Origin of the sequence: Klebsiella planticola ATCC 33531 (assembly GCF_000735435.1) — a bacterium.
In the GTDB taxonomy this organism is placed as follows: Bacteria; Pseudomonadota; Gammaproteobacteria; order Enterobacterales; family Enterobacteriaceae; genus Klebsiella; species Klebsiella planticola.
In genome coordinates this window covers 1-13,428 of record NZ_JMPP01000016.1, presented here as the reverse complement: position 1 = coordinate 13,428, position 13,428 = coordinate 1, and the positions used below count along the sequence as shown (strand labels likewise).

The window sequence follows — 13,428 nt, the reverse complement described above, 5'->3', positions numbered from 1 at the left end:
CTTTCTCCAACAATCCTAGAAACGAGCGCGTTATACGCGACGTTTTTTCGGCGGACGACAACCGTTATGAGGGATCGGAGTCACATCAGTAATATTAGTGATGCGGAAACCAGCGGCGTTCAGTGCACGAATAGTAGATTCGCGACCCGGACCCGGACCTTTGACCATAACTTCCAGATTCTTGATGCCGTATTCTTTTACGGCTTCAGCGCAACGCTCTGCTGCAACCTGAGCTGCGAACGGAGTGGATTTGCGAGAACCACGGAAACCGGAACCACCGGCTGTTGCCCAACCCAGTGCGTTACCCTGACGATCGGTAATGGTAACGATGGTGTTGTTAAAAGAAGCATGGACATGAGCCACGCCATCAGAGACTTGTTTTCTTACACGCTTACGTGCACGAACTGGTGCCTTTGCCATTATTCAATCACCCCGATTATTTCTTGATCGGTTTACGCGGACCCTTACGGGTACGTGCGTTGGTCTTAGTACGCTGACCGCGAACCGGAAGACCACGACGATGGCGTAAACCACGATAGCAACCAAGGTCCATCAGACGCTTGATGCTCAGGGTGATTTCACGGCGCAGATCACCTTCAACGACAAATTTACCTACTGCTTCACGCAGGGATTCAATTTGTTCTTCAGACAGCTCACTGATCTTAACATTTTCAGCGATACCCGTGTCAGCACAGATGGCTTTAGAGCGGGTCTTGCCGATACCGAAAATAGCAGTTAATGCGATTACGGTATGTTTCTGATCAGGAATGTTAATGCCTGCTATACGGGCCACTATGCACTCCTACTATTTAATATGTACGCACCATGCTGAAAAGCCCGTTTTCAGGATACTCAAATGGAAACGCACAGACATACAAAAGATTGGCTGGCTAATCTAGCCAGCTCAATCCAACTTTGCAAGAAAAATATGCGAAAAAATCAGCCTTGGCGCTGTTTATGCTTTGGCTCGGCACTGCAAATCACGCGGATGACGCCATCACGCTTAACGATTTTGCAGTTACGGCATAATTTCTTGACGGAAGCACGAACTTTCATTTTTACTCTCCGTAACTTCTCGGGCGCCCTGTTAGCGGCCGTAGCCTTTCAGGTTCGCCTTCTTCAATGCAGACTCGTACTGACTTGACATCATCAGAGTTTGCACTTGAGCCATAAAGTCCATAATCACAACGACAACAATAAGCAGCGAGGTTCCACCGAAGTAGAACGGCACTTTCATTGCATCACGCATGAACTCCGGGATCAGGCAGATAAAGGTAATGTATAACGCACCAACCAGGGTCAGGCGAGTCATCACTTTATCAATATACTTCGCCGTTTGCTCTCCCGGACGAATTCCTGGTACAAATGCACCGGACTTCTTCAGGTTATCTGCTGTTTCACGCGGGTTGAAAACCAACGCCGTGTAGAAGAAACAGAAGAATATGATTGCAGACGCATAGAGTAACACATAAAGCGGTTGCCCAGGCTGCAAATACAGCGAAATTGTTGTCAGCCAGTTCCAACCGGTCCCGCCCCCGAACCATGACGCGATGGTCGCAGGGAACAGAATAATACTGGAAGCGAAGATTGCCGGGATAACCCCTGCCATATTCACTTTCAGCGGTAAATGTGTGCTCTGTGCAGCATAGACACGACGACCTTGTTGACGCTTCGCGTAGTTCACCACAATGCGGCGTTGACCACGTTCTACGAATACAACAAAGAAGGTCACGGCAAATACTAATACTGCAACCAACAGCAACAGGAGGAAGTGCAGGTCGCCTTGACGCGCTTGCTCGATAGTATGGGCGATGGCTGGCGGGAGTCCCGCAACGATACCAGCGAAGATAATGATCGAAATACCGTTACCGATACCACGTTCAGTAATCTGTTCGCCGAGCCACATCAGGAACATAGTCCCTGTGACCAGACTTACAACAGCGGTGAAATAGAATGCAAAGCCTGGATTCATCACCAGGCCCTGCATACCAGGCATATTCGGCAGACCGGTAGCAATACCGATCGACTGGAATATCGCCAGCACCAGAGTACCGTAACGGGTGTACTGGCTGATCTTACGACGACCAGACTCCCCTTCTTTCTTTATTTCTGCCAGCGGCTGATAAACAACCGTCAACAGTTGGACAATAATCGATGCCGAAATATACGGCATGATACCCAAAGCAAAGATAGAAGCACGGCTGAGAGCACCACCAGAGAACATGTTGAACATTTCAATGATGGTGCCTCGCTGTTGCTCAAGCAGTTTGGCAAGTACAGCGGCATCAATACCAGGGATCGGAATAAAAGAACCAATACGGAACACAATCAGCGCACCGATAACAAACAAAAGTCTGCGTTTCAGTTCGCCAAGTCCACCTTTGGCACTTTGAAAATCTAATCCCGGTTGCTTAGCCATCTGCTACTTATTCCTCAATTTTACCGCCAGCAGCTTCGATAGCAGCACGAGCACCTTTAGTCACACGCAGGCCACGAACAGTTACCGGACGAGCTACCTCACCAGACAGGATCACTTTCGCGAACTCAATCTGAATACCGATAATGTTAGCTGCTTTCAGCGTGTTCAGGTCGACTACATCGCCTTCTACGTGAGCCAGATCAGACAGACGAACTTCTGCAGTGATCATCGCTTTACGAGAAGTGAAGCCGAATTTCGGCAGACGACGGTACAGAGGCATCTGACCACCCTCGAAACCGCGACGTACGCCACCGCCAGAACGAGAGTTCTGACCTTTGTGACCACGACCACCGGTTTTACCGAGGCCAGAACCGATACCACGACCAAGGCGTTTACCCGCCTTTTTGGAGCCTTCGGCCGGAGACAGAGTATTTAAACGCATCTCTTACTCCTCAACTTTAACCATAAAGGAAACCGCGTTGACCATACCACGAACAGCAGGAGTATCCTCGCGTTCTACGGTGTGACCAATACGACGCAGACCCAGGCCAAGCAGCGTTGCCTTGTGTTTCGGCAGACGACCGATTGCACTGCGGGTTTGAGTAATTTTAATAGTCTTTGCCATGGTTTATTTCCCCAGAATTTCTTCAACGGATTTACCACGCTTGGCAGCGACCATTTCTGGAGAATTCATATTTTCCAGGCCATCAATAGTTGCACGAACCACGTTGATCGGGTTGGTGGAACCATATGCTTTAGCCAGAACGTTATGAACTCCAGCAACTTCCAGAACGGCGCGCATTGCACCACCGGCGATGATACCGGTACCTTCGGAAGCTGGCTGCATGAATACACGAGAACCCGTGTGAACACCTTTAACCGGGTGTTGCAGGGTGCCGTGGTTCAGCGCGACGTTAATCATATTGCGACGGGCTTTTTCCATCGCTTTCTGGATCGCTGCTGGAACTTCACGCGCTTTACCGTAACCAAAACCTACGCGGCCATTACCATCACCAACTACAGTCAGAGCTGTGAAGGAGAAAATACGACCACCTTTAACGGTTTTAGATACGCGGTTAACCGCGATCAGCTTTTCCTGCAGTTCGCCAGCTTGTTTTTCGATGTGAGCCATCTTACACCTCTACCTTAGAACTGAAGGCCAGCTTCACGGGCAGCATCTGCCAGTGCCTGGACACGACCATGATATTGGAACCCGGAACGGTCAAAGGAAACATCTTTGATGCCTTTTTCCAGAGCGCGTTCAGCAACAGCTTTACCCACAGCTGCAGCCGCGTCTTTGTTACCGGTGTACTTCAGTTGTTCAGCGATAGCTTTTTCTACAGTAGAAGCAGCTACCAGAACTTCAGAACCGTTCGGTGCAATTACCTGTGCGTAAATATGACGCGGGGTACGATGTACCACCAGGCGAGTTGCACCCAGCTCCTGGAGCTTGCGGCGTGCGCGGGTCGCACGACGGATACGAGCAGATTTCTTATCCATAGTGTTACCTTACTTCTTCTTAGCCTCTTTGGTACGCACGACTTCGTCGGCGTAACGAACACCCTTGCCTTTATAAGGCTCAGGACGACGGTAGGCGCGCAGATCTGCTGCAACCTGACCGATCACCTGCTTATCAGCGCCTTTCAGCACGATTTCAGTTTGAGTCGGGCATTCTGCAGTGATACCGGCCGGCAGTTTGTGTTCAACAGGATGAGAGAAACCTAAAGCCAGGTTTACTACATCCCCTTTAACCGCTGCACGATAACCTACACCAACCAGCTGAAGCTTTTTAGTGAAGCCTTCGGTAACACCGATAACTACTGAGTTAAGCAGGGCACGCGCGGTACCAGCCTGAGCCCAACCGTCTGCGAAACCATCACGCGGACCGAAGGTCAGTGCATTATCTGCATGTTTAACTTCAACAGCATCGTTGAGAGTACGAGTCAGCTCGCCATTCTTACCTTTGATCGTAATAACCTGACCGTTGATTTTTACGTCAACGCCGGCAGGAATAACGACCGGTGCTTTAGCAACACGAGACATTTTTTCCTCCGATTAGGCTACGTAGCAGATAATTTCGCCACCAAGACCAGCTTGGCGCGCTGCACGATCAGTCATAACACCTTTAGAGGTAGAAATAACTGCGATACCCAGACCCGCCATAACTTTTGGCAGCTCATCTTTACGCTTATAGATGCGCAGACCTGGGCGGCTGACACGCTGAATGCTTTCTACAACAGCTTTACCCTGGAAATACTTAAGAGTCAGTTCCAGTTCCGGCTTGATGTCGCCTTCAACTTTAAAATCTTCAATAAAGCCTTCTTCCTTCAGCACGTTGGCAATTGCCACTTTCAGCTTGGAGGAAGGCATGGTGACCGCAGCTTTATTCGCGGCCTGACCGTTACGGATACGGGTCAGCATATCCGCGATCGGATCTTGCATGCTCATCTGTCTTTACTCCCGTGATTCAATTGGTGACAATTACCAGCTAGCCTTTTTCAGACCCGGGATTTCACCGCGCATTGCGGCTTCACGGACCTTGATACGGCTCAACCCGAACTTCCGCAGGAAACCATGCGGACGACCTGTTTGACGGCAGCGGTTACGCTGACGAGACGGGCTGGAATCACGCGGCAGAGTCTGCAGCTTGAGAACGGCATTCCAACGATCTTCGTCGGTTGCGTTCACATCAGAGATGATAGCTTTCAGTTCAGCGCGTTTAGCGAAGAATTTATCAGCTAAAGCCACGCGCTTTACTTCGCGTGCTTTCATTGATTGCTTAGCCATTAAGTAACCCTACCTTACTTGCGGAACGGGAAGTCAAAGGCAGCCAGCAGAGCGCGGCCTTCTTCATCAGATTTCGCAGTAGTGGTAATGGTAATATCCAAACCACGAACGCGGTCGACTTTATCGTAGTCGATTTCTGGGAAGATGATCTGCTCACGGACACCCATGCTGTAGTTACCACGACCGTCGAAAGACTTAGCGGACAAGCCACGGAAGTCACGGATACGCGGTACAGCAATAGTGATCAGGCGCTCAAAGAACTCCCACATGCGTTCGCCACGCAGAGTTACTTTACAGCCGATCGGATAGCCCTGACGGATTTTGAAGCCTGCAACTGATTTGCGTGCTTTGGTGATCAACGGCTTTTGACCGGAGATTGCTGTCAGATCAGCTGCTGCGTTATCCAGCAGTTTCTTGTCAGCGATCGCTTCACCAACACCCATGTTCAGGGTGATCTTCTCGACCCGAGGGACTTGCATGACAGAATTGTAGTTAAACTCAGTCATGAGTTTATTAACTACTTCGTCTTTGTAGTAATCATGCAGTTTCGCCATCGTACTACTCCAAATTACTTGATAGTTTCGCTGTTAGATTTGAAGAAACGGACTTTTTTGCCGTCTTCGAATCTAAAGCCTACACGGTCAGCCTTGCCGGTTGCCGCATTGAAGATTGCAACGTTAGAAACCTGAATAGCAGCTTCTTTTTCAACGATGCCGCCTGGTTGGTTCAGAGCCGGAACCGGCTTCTGGTGTTTCTTAACCAGGTTGATACCTTCAACAATGAGCTTGCCGGAAGACAAGACATTCTTAACTTTACCGCGTTTACCTTTATCTTTACCGGTTAACACGATAACTTCGTCATCACGACGGATTTTCGCTGCCATGATTCGCTCCTTAGAGTACTTCTGGTGCCAGAGAGATAATTTTCATGAACTTCTCGGTACGAAGCTCACGAGTTACCGGCCCAAAAATACGCGTACCGATGGGCTGCTCGCTGTTATTGTTCAGAATAACGCATGCATTACCATCGAAGCGAATGACAGAACCGTCCGGGCGACGAACACCCTTCTTGGTGCGCACCACTACCGCCTTCAGCACATCACCTTTTTTGACCTTACCACGCGGAATTGCTTCCTTGATGGTGATCTTGATGATGTCGCCTACGCCTGCGTAGCGACGGTGCGAGCCACCCAGAACCTTGATACACATTACGCGACGTGCACCGGAGTTGTCGGCGACGTTCAGCATAGTCTGTTCTTGGATCATTTTAGTGCTCCGCTAATGTCAACTACTACTGAGACCCAAAGTCGGGCCGTTAAAAATCCCCATATCGAGGGCGCGGCATTATAACACCGGAAATCGGATATGGGTAGAAAAAATAAACGGCTCATCGCTGAGCCGTTTATCCGTTGAGAATGCAGGCTCTATTACAGAACTGCTTTCTCTACAACGCGAACCAGCGTCCAGGACTTAGTCTTGGACAGCGGACGGCATTCGTGGATTTCGACCACGTCACCGATACCGCATTCGTTGTTCTCGTCATGTACGTGCAGTTTGGTCGTACGCTTGATGAATTTACCGTAGATCGGGTGTTTCACAAAACGTTCGATAGCAACAACGATGGATTTCTCCATTTTATTGCTAACTACGCGACCTTGCAGAGTACGGATTTTATCGGTCATTACGCACCCGCCTTCTCAGTCAGTAAAGTCTTAACGCGTGCAACATCACGACGCACTTGCTTCAGCAGATGAGTCTGTTGCAGCTGGCCACTTGCAGCCTGCATACGCAGGTTGAACTGCTCACGCAGCAGGTTCAGCAGCTCAGCGTTCAGCTCTTCAACGCTTTTTTCACGCAGCTCTTTTGCTTTCATTACATCACCGTCTTAGTTACAAAGGTGGTTTTGATAGGCAGTTTCGCTGCTGCCAGGCCGAAGGCTTCACGGGCCAGCTCTTCCGGTACGCCGTCCATTTCATAAAGGACTTTACCCGGCTGAATCAAGGCAACCCAGTACTCCACGTTACCTTTACCTTTACCCATACGAACTTCCAGCGGCTTCTCGGTGATCGGTTTGTCCGGGAATACACGGATCCAGATCTTACCTTGACGCTTAACTGCACGGGTCATAGCACGACGTGCTGCTTCGATCTGACGTGCAGTCAGACGACCACGGCCAACAGCTTTCAGACCGAAAGTGCCGAAGCTAACATCCGTACCCTGCGCCAGACCACGGTTGCGGCCTTTGTGCACTTTACGGAATTTTGTACGCTTTGGTTGTAACATCAGCGACGCTCCTTATTTACGGCCTTTACGCTGCTGCTTTTTAGGTTGAGCAGCCGGTTCCGGTTGTTCAACAGCAGCCATACCACCCAGGATCTCGCCTTTGAAGATCCATACCTTAACGCCGATTACACCGTAAGTGGTGTGCGCTTCAGAGGTGTTGTAGTCGATGTCAGCACGCAGAGTGTGCAGCGGTACGCGACCTTCACGGTACCATTCGGTACGTGCGATTTCCGCGCCGCCCAGACGGCCGCTAACTTCAACTTTGATACCTTTAGCGCCCAGACGCATTGCGTTCTGTACAGCACGCTTCATCGCACGACGGAACATAACGCGACGTTCCAGCTGAGAAGTGATGCTGTCAGCAACCAATTTAGCGTCCAGTTCTGGCTTACGAACTTCGGCGATATTGATCTGTGCAGGAACGCCAGCGATATCCGCTACGACCTTGCGCAGTTTTTCTACGTCTTCGCCTTTCTTACCGATAACGATGCCCGGGCGAGCAGTGTGAATAGTCACACGGATGCTCTTAGCCGGACGCTCGATAACGATACGAGATACGGACGCTTTAGCCAGTTCTTTAGTCAGGAACTGACGTACTTTAAAATCGCTGTCCAGGTTGTCAGCGAATTCTTTGGTGTTCGCGAACCAGGTAGAGTTCCATGGTTTGACAATACCCAGGCGAATACCATTAGGATGTACTTTCTGACCCATTGCTAGTCTCCAGAGTCTCAGCGATCGGACACAACCACAGTGATGTGGCTGGTGCGCTTCAGGATGCGATCTGCACGACCTTTCGCACGCGGCATAATGCGCTTCATGCTCGGGCCTTCGTCTACGAAAATTTTCGCAACTTTCAGATCGTCAATGTCAGCGCCATCGTTGTGTTCAGCGTTAGCAATGGCAGATTCCAGTACCTTCTTGACCAGTACAGCAGCTTTCTTGTTGGTGTAGGTCAGAATATCCAGGGCCTGCGACACTTTCTTACCGCGAATCAGGTCAGCTACAAGGCGAACCTTCTGAGCAGAAGAACGAGCATGGCGATGTTGAGCTAAAGTTTCCATCTCTTCCTCCTACCTTATTTCTTCTTCGCTTTTTTATCAGCAGCGTGGCCGCGATAAGTACGAGTCGGTGCGAATTCACCCAGTTTGTGACCAACCATTTCGTCGGAAACAAAAACTGGAACGTGCTGACGACCATTATGGACAGCGATGGTCAAACCGATCATGTTAGGAAAGATCGTTGAACGACGGGACCAAGTGCGCAGGGGCTTCTTGTCTCCGCTTTCCACCGCTTTCTCTACCTTCTTCAGCAAGTGCAGGTCAATAAAAGGACCTTTCTTGAGAGAACGTGGCATGGCTTATCCTCTAAAATTATTTGCTACGGCGACGTACGATGAATTTATCAGTACGCTTGTTGCTGCGGGTCTTCTTACCTTTGGTCTGCAGGCCCCACGGGGATACCGGGTGCTTACCAAAGTTACGACCTTCACCACCACCATGTGGGTGGTCGACTGGGTTCATCGCAGTACCGCGAACGGTAGGACGAACACCACGCCAGCGTGCAGCACCTGCTTTACCCAGTACGCGCAGCATATGCTCAGCATTGCCAACTTCGCCCAGAGTAGCGCGGCAGTCTGCTTCGACTTTACGCATTTCACCAGAACGCAGACGCAGGGTGACATAAGCACCGTCGCGAGCAACGATCTGAACGTAAGTACCAGCGGAACGAGCCAGCTGACCGCCTTTACCTGGTTTCATTTCTACGTTATGAACGGTAGAACCAACCGGGATATTGCGCATCGGCAGGGTGTTGCCTGCTTTGATTGCAGCATCAACGCCAGACTGAATCTGGTCGCCAGCTTTCAGGCCTTTAGGGGCCAGGATGTAACGGCGTTCGCCATCTTTGTACAGAACCAGCGCGATGTTCGCGGAACGGTTCGGATCGTACTCAAGACGCTCAACAACTGCCGGGATACCATCTTTGTTGCGTTTGAAGTCAACAATACGGTAAGCCTGCTTGTGGCCACCACCGATATGACGGGTGGTGATACGGCCATTGTTGTTACGACCACCGGATTTGCTGTTTTTTTCCAGCAACGGAGCAAAAGGTTTGCCCTTGTGCAGCTCAGGGTTAACCACTTTAACAACGTGGCGACGACCCGGAGATGTCGGTTTACATTTAACAACTGCCATTGTATTACTCCTCCGACTTACTCAGCGCCGCCAACGAAGTCCAGATTCTGGCCTTCTTTCAGGGTGACGTAAGCTTTTTTCCAGTCGCTACGACGACCGATACGCTGTCCGTGACGTTTAACTTTCCCTTTAACTACCAGGGTGTTAACGACTTCGACTTCGACTTCAAACAGTTTCTGCACAGCAGCTTTGATTTCTGCTTTGGTCGCGTCTTTAGCAACTTTGAGAACGATGGTGTTTGTTTTTTCCATCGCAGCAGACGCTTTTTCAGAAACGTGCGGTGCACGCAGCACCTTCAGCAGACGTTCTTCACGAATCATGCCAGCATCTCCTCAACTTGCTTAACAGCATCAGCAGTCATTACGACTTTGTCGAAGGCGATCAGGCTAACCGGGTCGATACCAGTTGCATCGCGTACGTCAACCTTGTGCAGGTTGCGCGCAGCCAGGAACAGGTTCTCGTCCAGCTCACCGGTGATGATCAGCACATCTTCCAGAGCCATGTCTTTCAGTTTCTGTGCCAGCAGCTTAGTTTTAGGCGCTTCAACAGAGAACTTCTCGACAACGATCAGACGATCCTGACGTACCAGTTCGGACAGAATGCTTTTCAGCGCGCCGCGGTACATCTTTTTGTTAACTTTTTGACTGTGGTCCTGCGGACGAGCAGCGAAGGTTACGCCACCGGAACGCCAGATCGGGCTCTTGATAGAACCTGAACGCGCACGGCCGGTACCTTTCTGGCGCCACGGCTTTTTGCCTGAACCAGTTACTTCAGCACGAGTCTTCTGAGCACGAGTACCCTGACGAGCACCAGCTGCATAAGCAACAACAACCTGGTGTACCAGCGCTTCGTTGAAATCACGACCGAAGGTAGTTTCGGAAACAGTCAGCGCGCTCTGCGCGTCTTTCAATACTAATTCCATTGCTATCTCCTCACGCCTTCACAGCTGGTTTAACGATCAGGTCGCTACCGGTTGCACCCGGGACAGCACCTTTAACCAGCAGCAGGTTGCGCTCAGCGTCAACACGTACTACGTCCAGGCTCTGAACGGTGACACGCTCATTACCCAGCTGACCTGCCATTTTCTTGCCTTTGAACACTTTGCCCGGAGTCTGGTTCTGACCGATAGAACCCGGAACGCGGTGGGACAAGGAGTTACCGTGAGTAGCGTCCTGGGTACGGAAGTTCCAGCGCTTAACGGTACCAGCAAAACCTTTACCTTTAGAGGTACCGGTTACGTCAACTTTTTTAACGTCAGCAAACAGTTCAACGCTAATGCTCTGACCTACGGTGAATTCTTCGCCGTCAGCAAGACGGAATTCCCACAGACCACGGCCAGCTTCTACGCCAGCTTTAGCGAAGTGACCAGCTTCCGGCTTGGTTACACGGTTAGCTTTTTTAGCACCGGTGGTAACCTGAATTGCGCGGTAACCATCGTTAGCCAGGTCTTTGACCTGAGCAACACGGTTTGCTTCAACTTCGATTACGGTTACTGGGATAGATACGCCATCTTCAGTGAAGATGCGGGTCATGCCCACTTTTTTACCGACTAAACCAATCATTGTTTCAACCTCTCAATCGCTCGATGACCTGATTAACCCAGGCTGATCTGCACGTCTACACCGGCAGCCAGATCCAGACGCATCAGAGCATCAACGGTTTTCTCAGTTGGCTCAACGATGTCAACCAGACGCTTGTGAGTGCGGATTTCGTACTGATCGCGCGCATCTTTGTTGACGTGCGGAGAAATCAGAACGGTAAAGCGCTCTTTGCGGGTCGGCAGCGGGATCGGACCACGGACCTGCGCACCAGTGCGCTTGGCAGTCTCGACGATTTCCGCGGTTGATTGATCGATCAGACGATGATCAAACGCTTTAAGACGGATACGGATTCTTTGGTTCTGCATGAGACCAGAGCTCCAATTATTTATAGACGAAATGGTTACTCCTCATACCCATTACGATTGATGGGAGAGTGTAACCGTTCTTACATAGTTCCCCAATTGGGAACATTGTTTGATAGCTAAAAGCTCTATCAGGGTTCATATCGAACCAGCCTGCCAATTTTGACAGGCCCGCGCATTATACGCAAATTCGGGCTCGACGCAAGTGCTGCATACAAAATCAGCAATCATTTTTGCGTGCTGCGGCGGGCGGGCATTGAAAGTCGTGAAAACTGAGATAATACCGTGGATAGCGCCTCGCGATAATGAATGCGGACCTTTGCCATCCATCTCTTTTTCGACCAGACTCCGCGCATATCTCCATCGCCAGGTAACCTCACCGATGATGCCCCTCTTATTACTGGTCTATAGCGGTTTATCCCTCGCCCTCTGCTGGTACGATCTGCGCTACGGCCTGCTTCCCGATCGCCTGACCTGCCCCCTGCTCTGGAGCGGGCTGCTCTATTATCTATACTACGCTCCACTACGGCTGGAATATGCCGTTGGCGGCGCCATCGGCGGCTATCTGGCTTTCACGTTACTCTATTGGCTCTATCGGGGGATTCGCGGTTATGAAGGGCTAGGCTATGGGGATGTCAAATTTCTGGCCGCACTTGGCGCGTGGCACGGTTGGCCAATGCTGCCGCAGCTGGTTTTTTTGGCGACTGTCTTCGCCGGGGGAGTCATGCTGCTAGTGATAATTCTCGGGAAAGCACCGGGGTCATTGAACAACCCGCTGCCTTTTGGCCCTTTTTTGGCTGCAGCGGGTTTTTGGTGCGGATGGCAAACGCTAGTCAGTCAGCCACTTTGATTTGTGACTGGAGATAGTTTTGCAGTCCTAATTTACCAATCAGATCCAGCTCCGTTTCCAGCCAGTCAATATGGCCTTCTTCGTCCGTCAGGATTTCAATAAGCATGTCACGACTGACATAGTCATGGACGCTGTCGGCATAAGCGATCGCTTCACGTAGGTCTTTTGCGCCTTCGAGTTCCAGTCGCAAATCAGATTGCAGCATCTCTTCGACATCTTCACCGATGCCCAGTTTGCCAAGATCCTGCAGATTGGGGATACCTTCAAGGAAGAGAATTCGCTCGATATACTTATCGGCGTGTTTCATTTCATCGATGGATTCATGATATTCAACATCATTGAGGCGCATCAGGCCCCAGTTCTTGAACATTCTGGCGTGAAGAAAGTACTGATTTATTGCGACAAGCTCATTTCCCAACAATTTATTGAGATAACTTATGATTTTGACATCACCTTTCATTATATAGTCCCTCCGCTTCCACTTATTGAAGCGTAGTTCGGGCTATAAAGATGTCAAAGAAAAGCCTGAGCTCTTAAGCGCTCTCCTGGTATTCCGGCATGCGAGTTAATTCATCTTCCATAATCTCACGGGCAGCACGGACACATTTACCGCATTGATTTCCAACAGGAATAAATTTGCGCAATTGCTGAAAAGACTGTGGATGAAATTGACGTACGGCCTGACGAATTTTTTTATCGTTTACACCATTACACAAACAAACGTACATACCGACTCCCGTTCAATTTATGCTCAAAAGTGTAAATGAGAATAGTTATAATTACAATAGTGAGTTGATTAAATACGCAAAGAGATACTCTTTTTTCGTACAAACATCATTCTGGTCAACGCCAGATAACGGGCAGCAAAAAGGGCGCCGAAGCGCCCTTTTTCATTCAGAACTAATAATTAGCCCAGAACTTTAGCTACAACGCCCGCGCCAACGGTACGGCCGCCTTCACGGATTGCGAAACGCAGACCGTCGTCCATCGCGATC

At 50.2% G+C, this 13,428-nt stretch carries 29 protein-coding genes; 1 reads left to right on the top strand and 28 read right to left on the bottom strand.

Annotated features, from left to right (window positions below):
- Positions 1-30: 30 nt before the first annotated feature.
- The 25 genes from rpsK to rpsJ form a co-directional block, all read right to left on the bottom strand.
- The gene (gene rpsK, locus GRPL_RS18935; protein ID WP_004138423.1) at positions 31-420 is read right to left on the bottom strand and encodes a 30S ribosomal protein S11; all 390 of its coding nucleotides are present in this window, start codon (positions 418-420) and stop codon (positions 31-33) included.
- A gap of 16 nt (positions 421-436) precedes the next feature.
- Complete coding sequence (gene rpsM / locus GRPL_RS18940) at positions 437-793, bottom strand: 30S ribosomal protein S13 (RefSeq protein ID WP_004868349.1); 357 nt, start codon at positions 791-793, stop codon at positions 437-439.
- Between the two features lie 146 nt (positions 794-939).
- On the bottom strand, positions 940-1,056 hold the full coding sequence (gene rpmJ / locus GRPL_RS18945) for a 50S ribosomal protein L36 (RefSeq protein WP_000868187.1): 117 nt from the start codon (positions 1,054-1,056) through the stop codon (positions 940-942).
- Between the two features lie 31 nt (positions 1,057-1,087).
- On the bottom strand, positions 1,088-2,419 hold the full coding sequence (secY, locus tag GRPL_RS18950; RefSeq protein ID WP_004868351.1) for a preprotein translocase subunit SecY: 1,332 nt from the start codon (positions 2,417-2,419) through the stop codon (positions 1,088-1,090).
- Between the two features lie 7 nt (positions 2,420-2,426).
- Complete coding sequence (gene rplO / locus GRPL_RS18955) at positions 2,427-2,861, bottom strand: 50S ribosomal protein L15 (RefSeq protein ID WP_004868352.1); 435 nt, start codon at positions 2,859-2,861, stop codon at positions 2,427-2,429.
- Between the two features lie 3 nt (positions 2,862-2,864).
- Positions 2,865-3,044: a 50S ribosomal protein L30 gene (rpmD, locus tag GRPL_RS18960; RefSeq protein WP_001140434.1), complete on the bottom strand. Its 180-nt coding sequence runs from the start codon at positions 3,042-3,044 to the stop codon at positions 2,865-2,867.
- Positions 3,045-3,047: 3 nt separating this feature from the next.
- Positions 3,048-3,551, bottom strand: coding sequence for a 30S ribosomal protein S5 (rpsE, locus tag GRPL_RS18965; RefSeq protein WP_004106339.1), 504 nt, complete (start codon positions 3,549-3,551; stop codon positions 3,048-3,050).
- Positions 3,552-3,565: 14 nt separating this feature from the next.
- Positions 3,566-3,919 (bottom strand): 50S ribosomal protein L18, encoded by a 354-nt coding sequence (rplR, locus tag GRPL_RS18970; RefSeq protein WP_000358960.1) that lies wholly within the window; start codon positions 3,917-3,919, stop codon positions 3,566-3,568.
- 9 nt (positions 3,920-3,928) lie between these two features.
- Positions 3,929-4,462, bottom strand: coding sequence for a 50S ribosomal protein L6 (gene rplF / locus GRPL_RS18975; protein ID WP_004868354.1), 534 nt, complete (start codon positions 4,460-4,462; stop codon positions 3,929-3,931).
- Positions 4,463-4,474: 12 nt separating this feature from the next.
- Positions 4,475-4,867, bottom strand: a complete 393-nt coding sequence (rpsH, locus tag GRPL_RS18980) for a 30S ribosomal protein S8 (RefSeq protein ID WP_004106343.1) — start codon at positions 4,865-4,867, stop codon at positions 4,475-4,477.
- A gap of 33 nt (positions 4,868-4,900) precedes the next feature.
- On the bottom strand, positions 4,901-5,206 hold the full coding sequence (gene rpsN, locus GRPL_RS18985) for a 30S ribosomal protein S14 (protein WP_002919667.1): 306 nt from the start codon (positions 5,204-5,206) through the stop codon (positions 4,901-4,903).
- A gap of 14 nt (positions 5,207-5,220) precedes the next feature.
- Positions 5,221-5,760 (bottom strand): 50S ribosomal protein L5, encoded by a 540-nt coding sequence (rplE, locus tag GRPL_RS18990; protein WP_001096206.1) that lies wholly within the window; start codon positions 5,758-5,760, stop codon positions 5,221-5,223.
- A gap of 14 nt (positions 5,761-5,774) precedes the next feature.
- Positions 5,775-6,089, bottom strand: a complete 315-nt coding sequence (gene rplX / locus GRPL_RS18995) for a 50S ribosomal protein L24 (protein ID WP_004106345.1) — start codon at positions 6,087-6,089, stop codon at positions 5,775-5,777.
- A gap of 10 nt (positions 6,090-6,099) precedes the next feature.
- Positions 6,100-6,471: a 50S ribosomal protein L14 gene (gene rplN, locus GRPL_RS19000; RefSeq protein WP_002919748.1), complete on the bottom strand. Its 372-nt coding sequence runs from the start codon at positions 6,469-6,471 to the stop codon at positions 6,100-6,102.
- A gap of 161 nt (positions 6,472-6,632) precedes the next feature.
- Complete coding sequence (gene rpsQ, locus GRPL_RS19005) at positions 6,633-6,887, bottom strand: 30S ribosomal protein S17 (RefSeq protein WP_004868357.1); 255 nt, start codon at positions 6,885-6,887, stop codon at positions 6,633-6,635.
- On the bottom strand, positions 6,887-7,078 hold the full coding sequence (rpmC, locus tag GRPL_RS19010; RefSeq protein ID WP_004868359.1) for a 50S ribosomal protein L29: 192 nt from the start codon (positions 7,076-7,078) through the stop codon (positions 6,887-6,889). The genes rpsQ and rpmC overlap by 1 nt, the downstream gene beginning before the upstream one ends.
- The gene (gene rplP / locus GRPL_RS19015) at positions 7,078-7,488 is read right to left on the bottom strand and encodes a 50S ribosomal protein L16 (RefSeq protein WP_002919759.1); all 411 of its coding nucleotides are present in this window, start codon (positions 7,486-7,488) and stop codon (positions 7,078-7,080) included. The genes rpmC and rplP overlap by 1 nt, the downstream gene beginning before the upstream one ends.
- A 12-nt stretch (positions 7,489-7,500) precedes the next feature.
- Positions 7,501-8,199, bottom strand: coding sequence for a 30S ribosomal protein S3 (gene rpsC, locus GRPL_RS19020; protein WP_002919766.1), 699 nt, complete (start codon positions 8,197-8,199; stop codon positions 7,501-7,503).
- Between the two features lie 17 nt (positions 8,200-8,216).
- Positions 8,217-8,549, bottom strand: a complete 333-nt coding sequence (rplV, locus tag GRPL_RS19025; RefSeq protein ID WP_002919773.1) for a 50S ribosomal protein L22 — start codon at positions 8,547-8,549, stop codon at positions 8,217-8,219.
- 14 nt (positions 8,550-8,563) lie between these two features.
- A complete protein-coding gene (gene rpsS, locus GRPL_RS19030) occupies positions 8,564-8,842 on the bottom strand; it encodes a 30S ribosomal protein S19 (RefSeq protein ID WP_001138115.1) in 279 nt (92 codons plus the stop codon).
- A gap of 16 nt (positions 8,843-8,858) precedes the next feature.
- Positions 8,859-9,680: a 50S ribosomal protein L2 gene (gene rplB, locus GRPL_RS19035; protein ID WP_002919786.1), complete on the bottom strand. Its 822-nt coding sequence runs from the start codon at positions 9,678-9,680 to the stop codon at positions 8,859-8,861.
- Positions 9,681-9,697: 17 nt separating this feature from the next.
- On the bottom strand, positions 9,698-10,000 hold the full coding sequence (rplW, locus tag GRPL_RS19040; protein ID WP_004868363.1) for a 50S ribosomal protein L23: 303 nt from the start codon (positions 9,998-10,000) through the stop codon (positions 9,698-9,700).
- Positions 9,997-10,602, bottom strand: coding sequence for a 50S ribosomal protein L4 (rplD, locus tag GRPL_RS19045; protein WP_000424395.1), 606 nt, complete (start codon positions 10,600-10,602; stop codon positions 9,997-9,999). Before rplD ends, rplW begins: the two co-directional genes overlap by 4 nt.
- Before the next feature lie 10 nt (positions 10,603-10,612).
- Complete coding sequence (gene rplC, locus GRPL_RS19050) at positions 10,613-11,242, bottom strand: 50S ribosomal protein L3 (protein ID WP_004868374.1); 630 nt, start codon at positions 11,240-11,242, stop codon at positions 10,613-10,615.
- Positions 11,243-11,274: 32 nt separating this feature from the next.
- The gene (gene rpsJ / locus GRPL_RS19055; RefSeq protein ID WP_001181005.1) at positions 11,275-11,586 is read right to left on the bottom strand and encodes a 30S ribosomal protein S10; all 312 of its coding nucleotides are present in this window, start codon (positions 11,584-11,586) and stop codon (positions 11,275-11,277) included.
- A gap of 379 nt (positions 11,587-11,965) precedes the next feature.
- Between rpsJ and GRPL_RS19060 the strand changes: the two genes are divergently transcribed.
- A complete protein-coding gene (locus tag GRPL_RS19060; RefSeq protein ID WP_032690481.1) occupies positions 11,966-12,433 on the top strand; it encodes a prepilin peptidase in 468 nt (155 codons plus the stop codon).
- Here GRPL_RS19060 and bfr read toward each other — a convergent pair.
- From bfr to GRPL_RS26605, 3 genes are all read right to left on the bottom strand, one after another.
- Positions 12,417-12,893: a bacterioferritin gene (bfr, locus tag GRPL_RS19065; protein ID WP_004868378.1), complete on the bottom strand. Its 477-nt coding sequence runs from the start codon at positions 12,891-12,893 to the stop codon at positions 12,417-12,419. The genes GRPL_RS19060 and bfr overlap by 17 nt on opposite strands.
- A 73-nt stretch (positions 12,894-12,966) precedes the next feature.
- Positions 12,967-13,161: a bacterioferritin-associated ferredoxin gene (bfd, locus tag GRPL_RS26610; protein ID WP_004868381.1), complete on the bottom strand. Its 195-nt coding sequence runs from the start codon at positions 13,159-13,161 to the stop codon at positions 12,967-12,969.
- 179 nt (positions 13,162-13,340) lie between these two features.
- A partial coding sequence (locus tag GRPL_RS26605; RefSeq protein ID WP_000507907.1) for an EF-Tu C-terminal domain-related protein occupies positions 13,341-13,428 on the bottom strand: 88 nt, incomplete at its 5' end.

Coding starts and splice junctions, on each gene's coding strand:
- rplE (WP_001096206.1), bottom strand. CDS start 5,760: ATGGCGAAACTGCATGATTACTACAAAGACGAAGTAGTTAATAAACTC.
- rplV (WP_002919773.1), bottom strand. CDS start 8,549: ATGGAAACTTTAGCTCAACATCGCCATGCTCGTTCTTCTGCTCAGAAG.
- rpmD (WP_001140434.1), bottom strand. CDS start 3,044: ATGGCAAAGACTATTAAAATTACTCAAACCCGCAGTGCAATCGGTCGT.
- rplW (WP_004868363.1), bottom strand. CDS start 10,000: ATGATTCGTGAAGAACGTCTGCTGAAGGTGCTGCGTGCACCGCACGTT.
- bfd (WP_004868381.1), bottom strand. CDS start 13,161: ATGTACGTTTGTTTGTGTAATGGTGTAAACGATAAAAAAATTCGTCAG.
- rpsJ (WP_001181005.1), bottom strand. CDS start 11,586: ATGCAGAACCAAAGAATCCGTATCCGTCTTAAAGCGTTTGATCATCGT.
- rpsS (WP_001138115.1), bottom strand. CDS start 8,842: ATGCCACGTTCTCTCAAGAAAGGTCCTTTTATTGACCTGCACTTGCTG.
- rpsE (WP_004106339.1), bottom strand. CDS start 3,551: ATGGCTCACATCGAAAAACAAGCTGGCGAACTGCAGGAAAAGCTGATC.
- rpmC (WP_004868359.1), bottom strand. CDS start 7,078: ATGAAAGCAAAAGAGCTGCGTGAAAAAAGCGTTGAAGAGCTGAACGCT.
- bfr (WP_004868378.1), bottom strand. CDS start 12,893: ATGAAAGGTGATGTCAAAATCATAAGTTATCTCAATAAATTGTTGGGA.
- rpsH (WP_004106343.1), bottom strand. CDS start 4,867: ATGAGCATGCAAGATCCGATCGCGGATATGCTGACCCGTATCCGTAAC.
- rpsC (WP_002919766.1), bottom strand. CDS start 8,199: ATGGGTCAGAAAGTACATCCTAATGGTATTCGCCTGGGTATTGTCAAA.
- GRPL_RS19060 (WP_032690481.1), top strand. CDS start 11,966: ATGATGCCCCTCTTATTACTGGTCTATAGCGGTTTATCCCTCGCCCTC.
- rplF (WP_004868354.1), bottom strand. CDS start 4,462: ATGTCTCGTGTTGCTAAAGCACCGGTCGTTATTCCTGCCGGCGTTGAC.
- rplC (WP_004868374.1), bottom strand. CDS start 11,242: ATGATTGGTTTAGTCGGTAAAAAAGTGGGCATGACCCGCATCTTCACT.
- rplB (WP_002919786.1), bottom strand. CDS start 9,680: ATGGCAGTTGTTAAATGTAAACCGACATCTCCGGGTCGTCGCCACGTT.
- rplP (WP_002919759.1), bottom strand. CDS start 7,488: ATGTTACAACCAAAGCGTACAAAATTCCGTAAAGTGCACAAAGGCCGC.
- rplO (WP_004868352.1), bottom strand. CDS start 2,861: ATGCGTTTAAATACTCTGTCTCCGGCCGAAGGCTCCAAAAAGGCGGGT.
- rplD (WP_000424395.1), bottom strand. CDS start 10,602: ATGGAATTAGTATTGAAAGACGCGCAGAGCGCGCTGACTGTTTCCGAA.
- rpsN (WP_002919667.1), bottom strand. CDS start 5,206: ATGGCTAAGCAATCAATGAAAGCACGCGAAGTAAAGCGCGTGGCTTTA.
- rpmJ (WP_000868187.1), bottom strand. CDS start 1,056: ATGAAAGTTCGTGCTTCCGTCAAGAAATTATGCCGTAACTGCAAAATC.
- rplX (WP_004106345.1), bottom strand. CDS start 6,089: ATGGCAGCGAAAATCCGTCGTGATGACGAAGTTATCGTGTTAACCGGT.
- rplN (WP_002919748.1), bottom strand. CDS start 6,471: ATGATCCAAGAACAGACTATGCTGAACGTCGCCGACAACTCCGGTGCA.
- rpsQ (WP_004868357.1), bottom strand. CDS start 6,887: ATGACCGATAAAATCCGTACTCTGCAAGGTCGCGTAGTTAGCAATAAA.
- rplR (WP_000358960.1), bottom strand. CDS start 3,919: ATGGATAAGAAATCTGCTCGTATCCGTCGTGCGACCCGCGCACGCCGC.
- rpsK (WP_004138423.1), bottom strand. CDS start 420: ATGGCAAAGGCACCAGTTCGTGCACGTAAGCGTGTAAGAAAACAAGTC.
- secY (WP_004868351.1), bottom strand. CDS start 2,419: ATGGCTAAGCAACCGGGATTAGATTTTCAAAGTGCCAAAGGTGGACTT.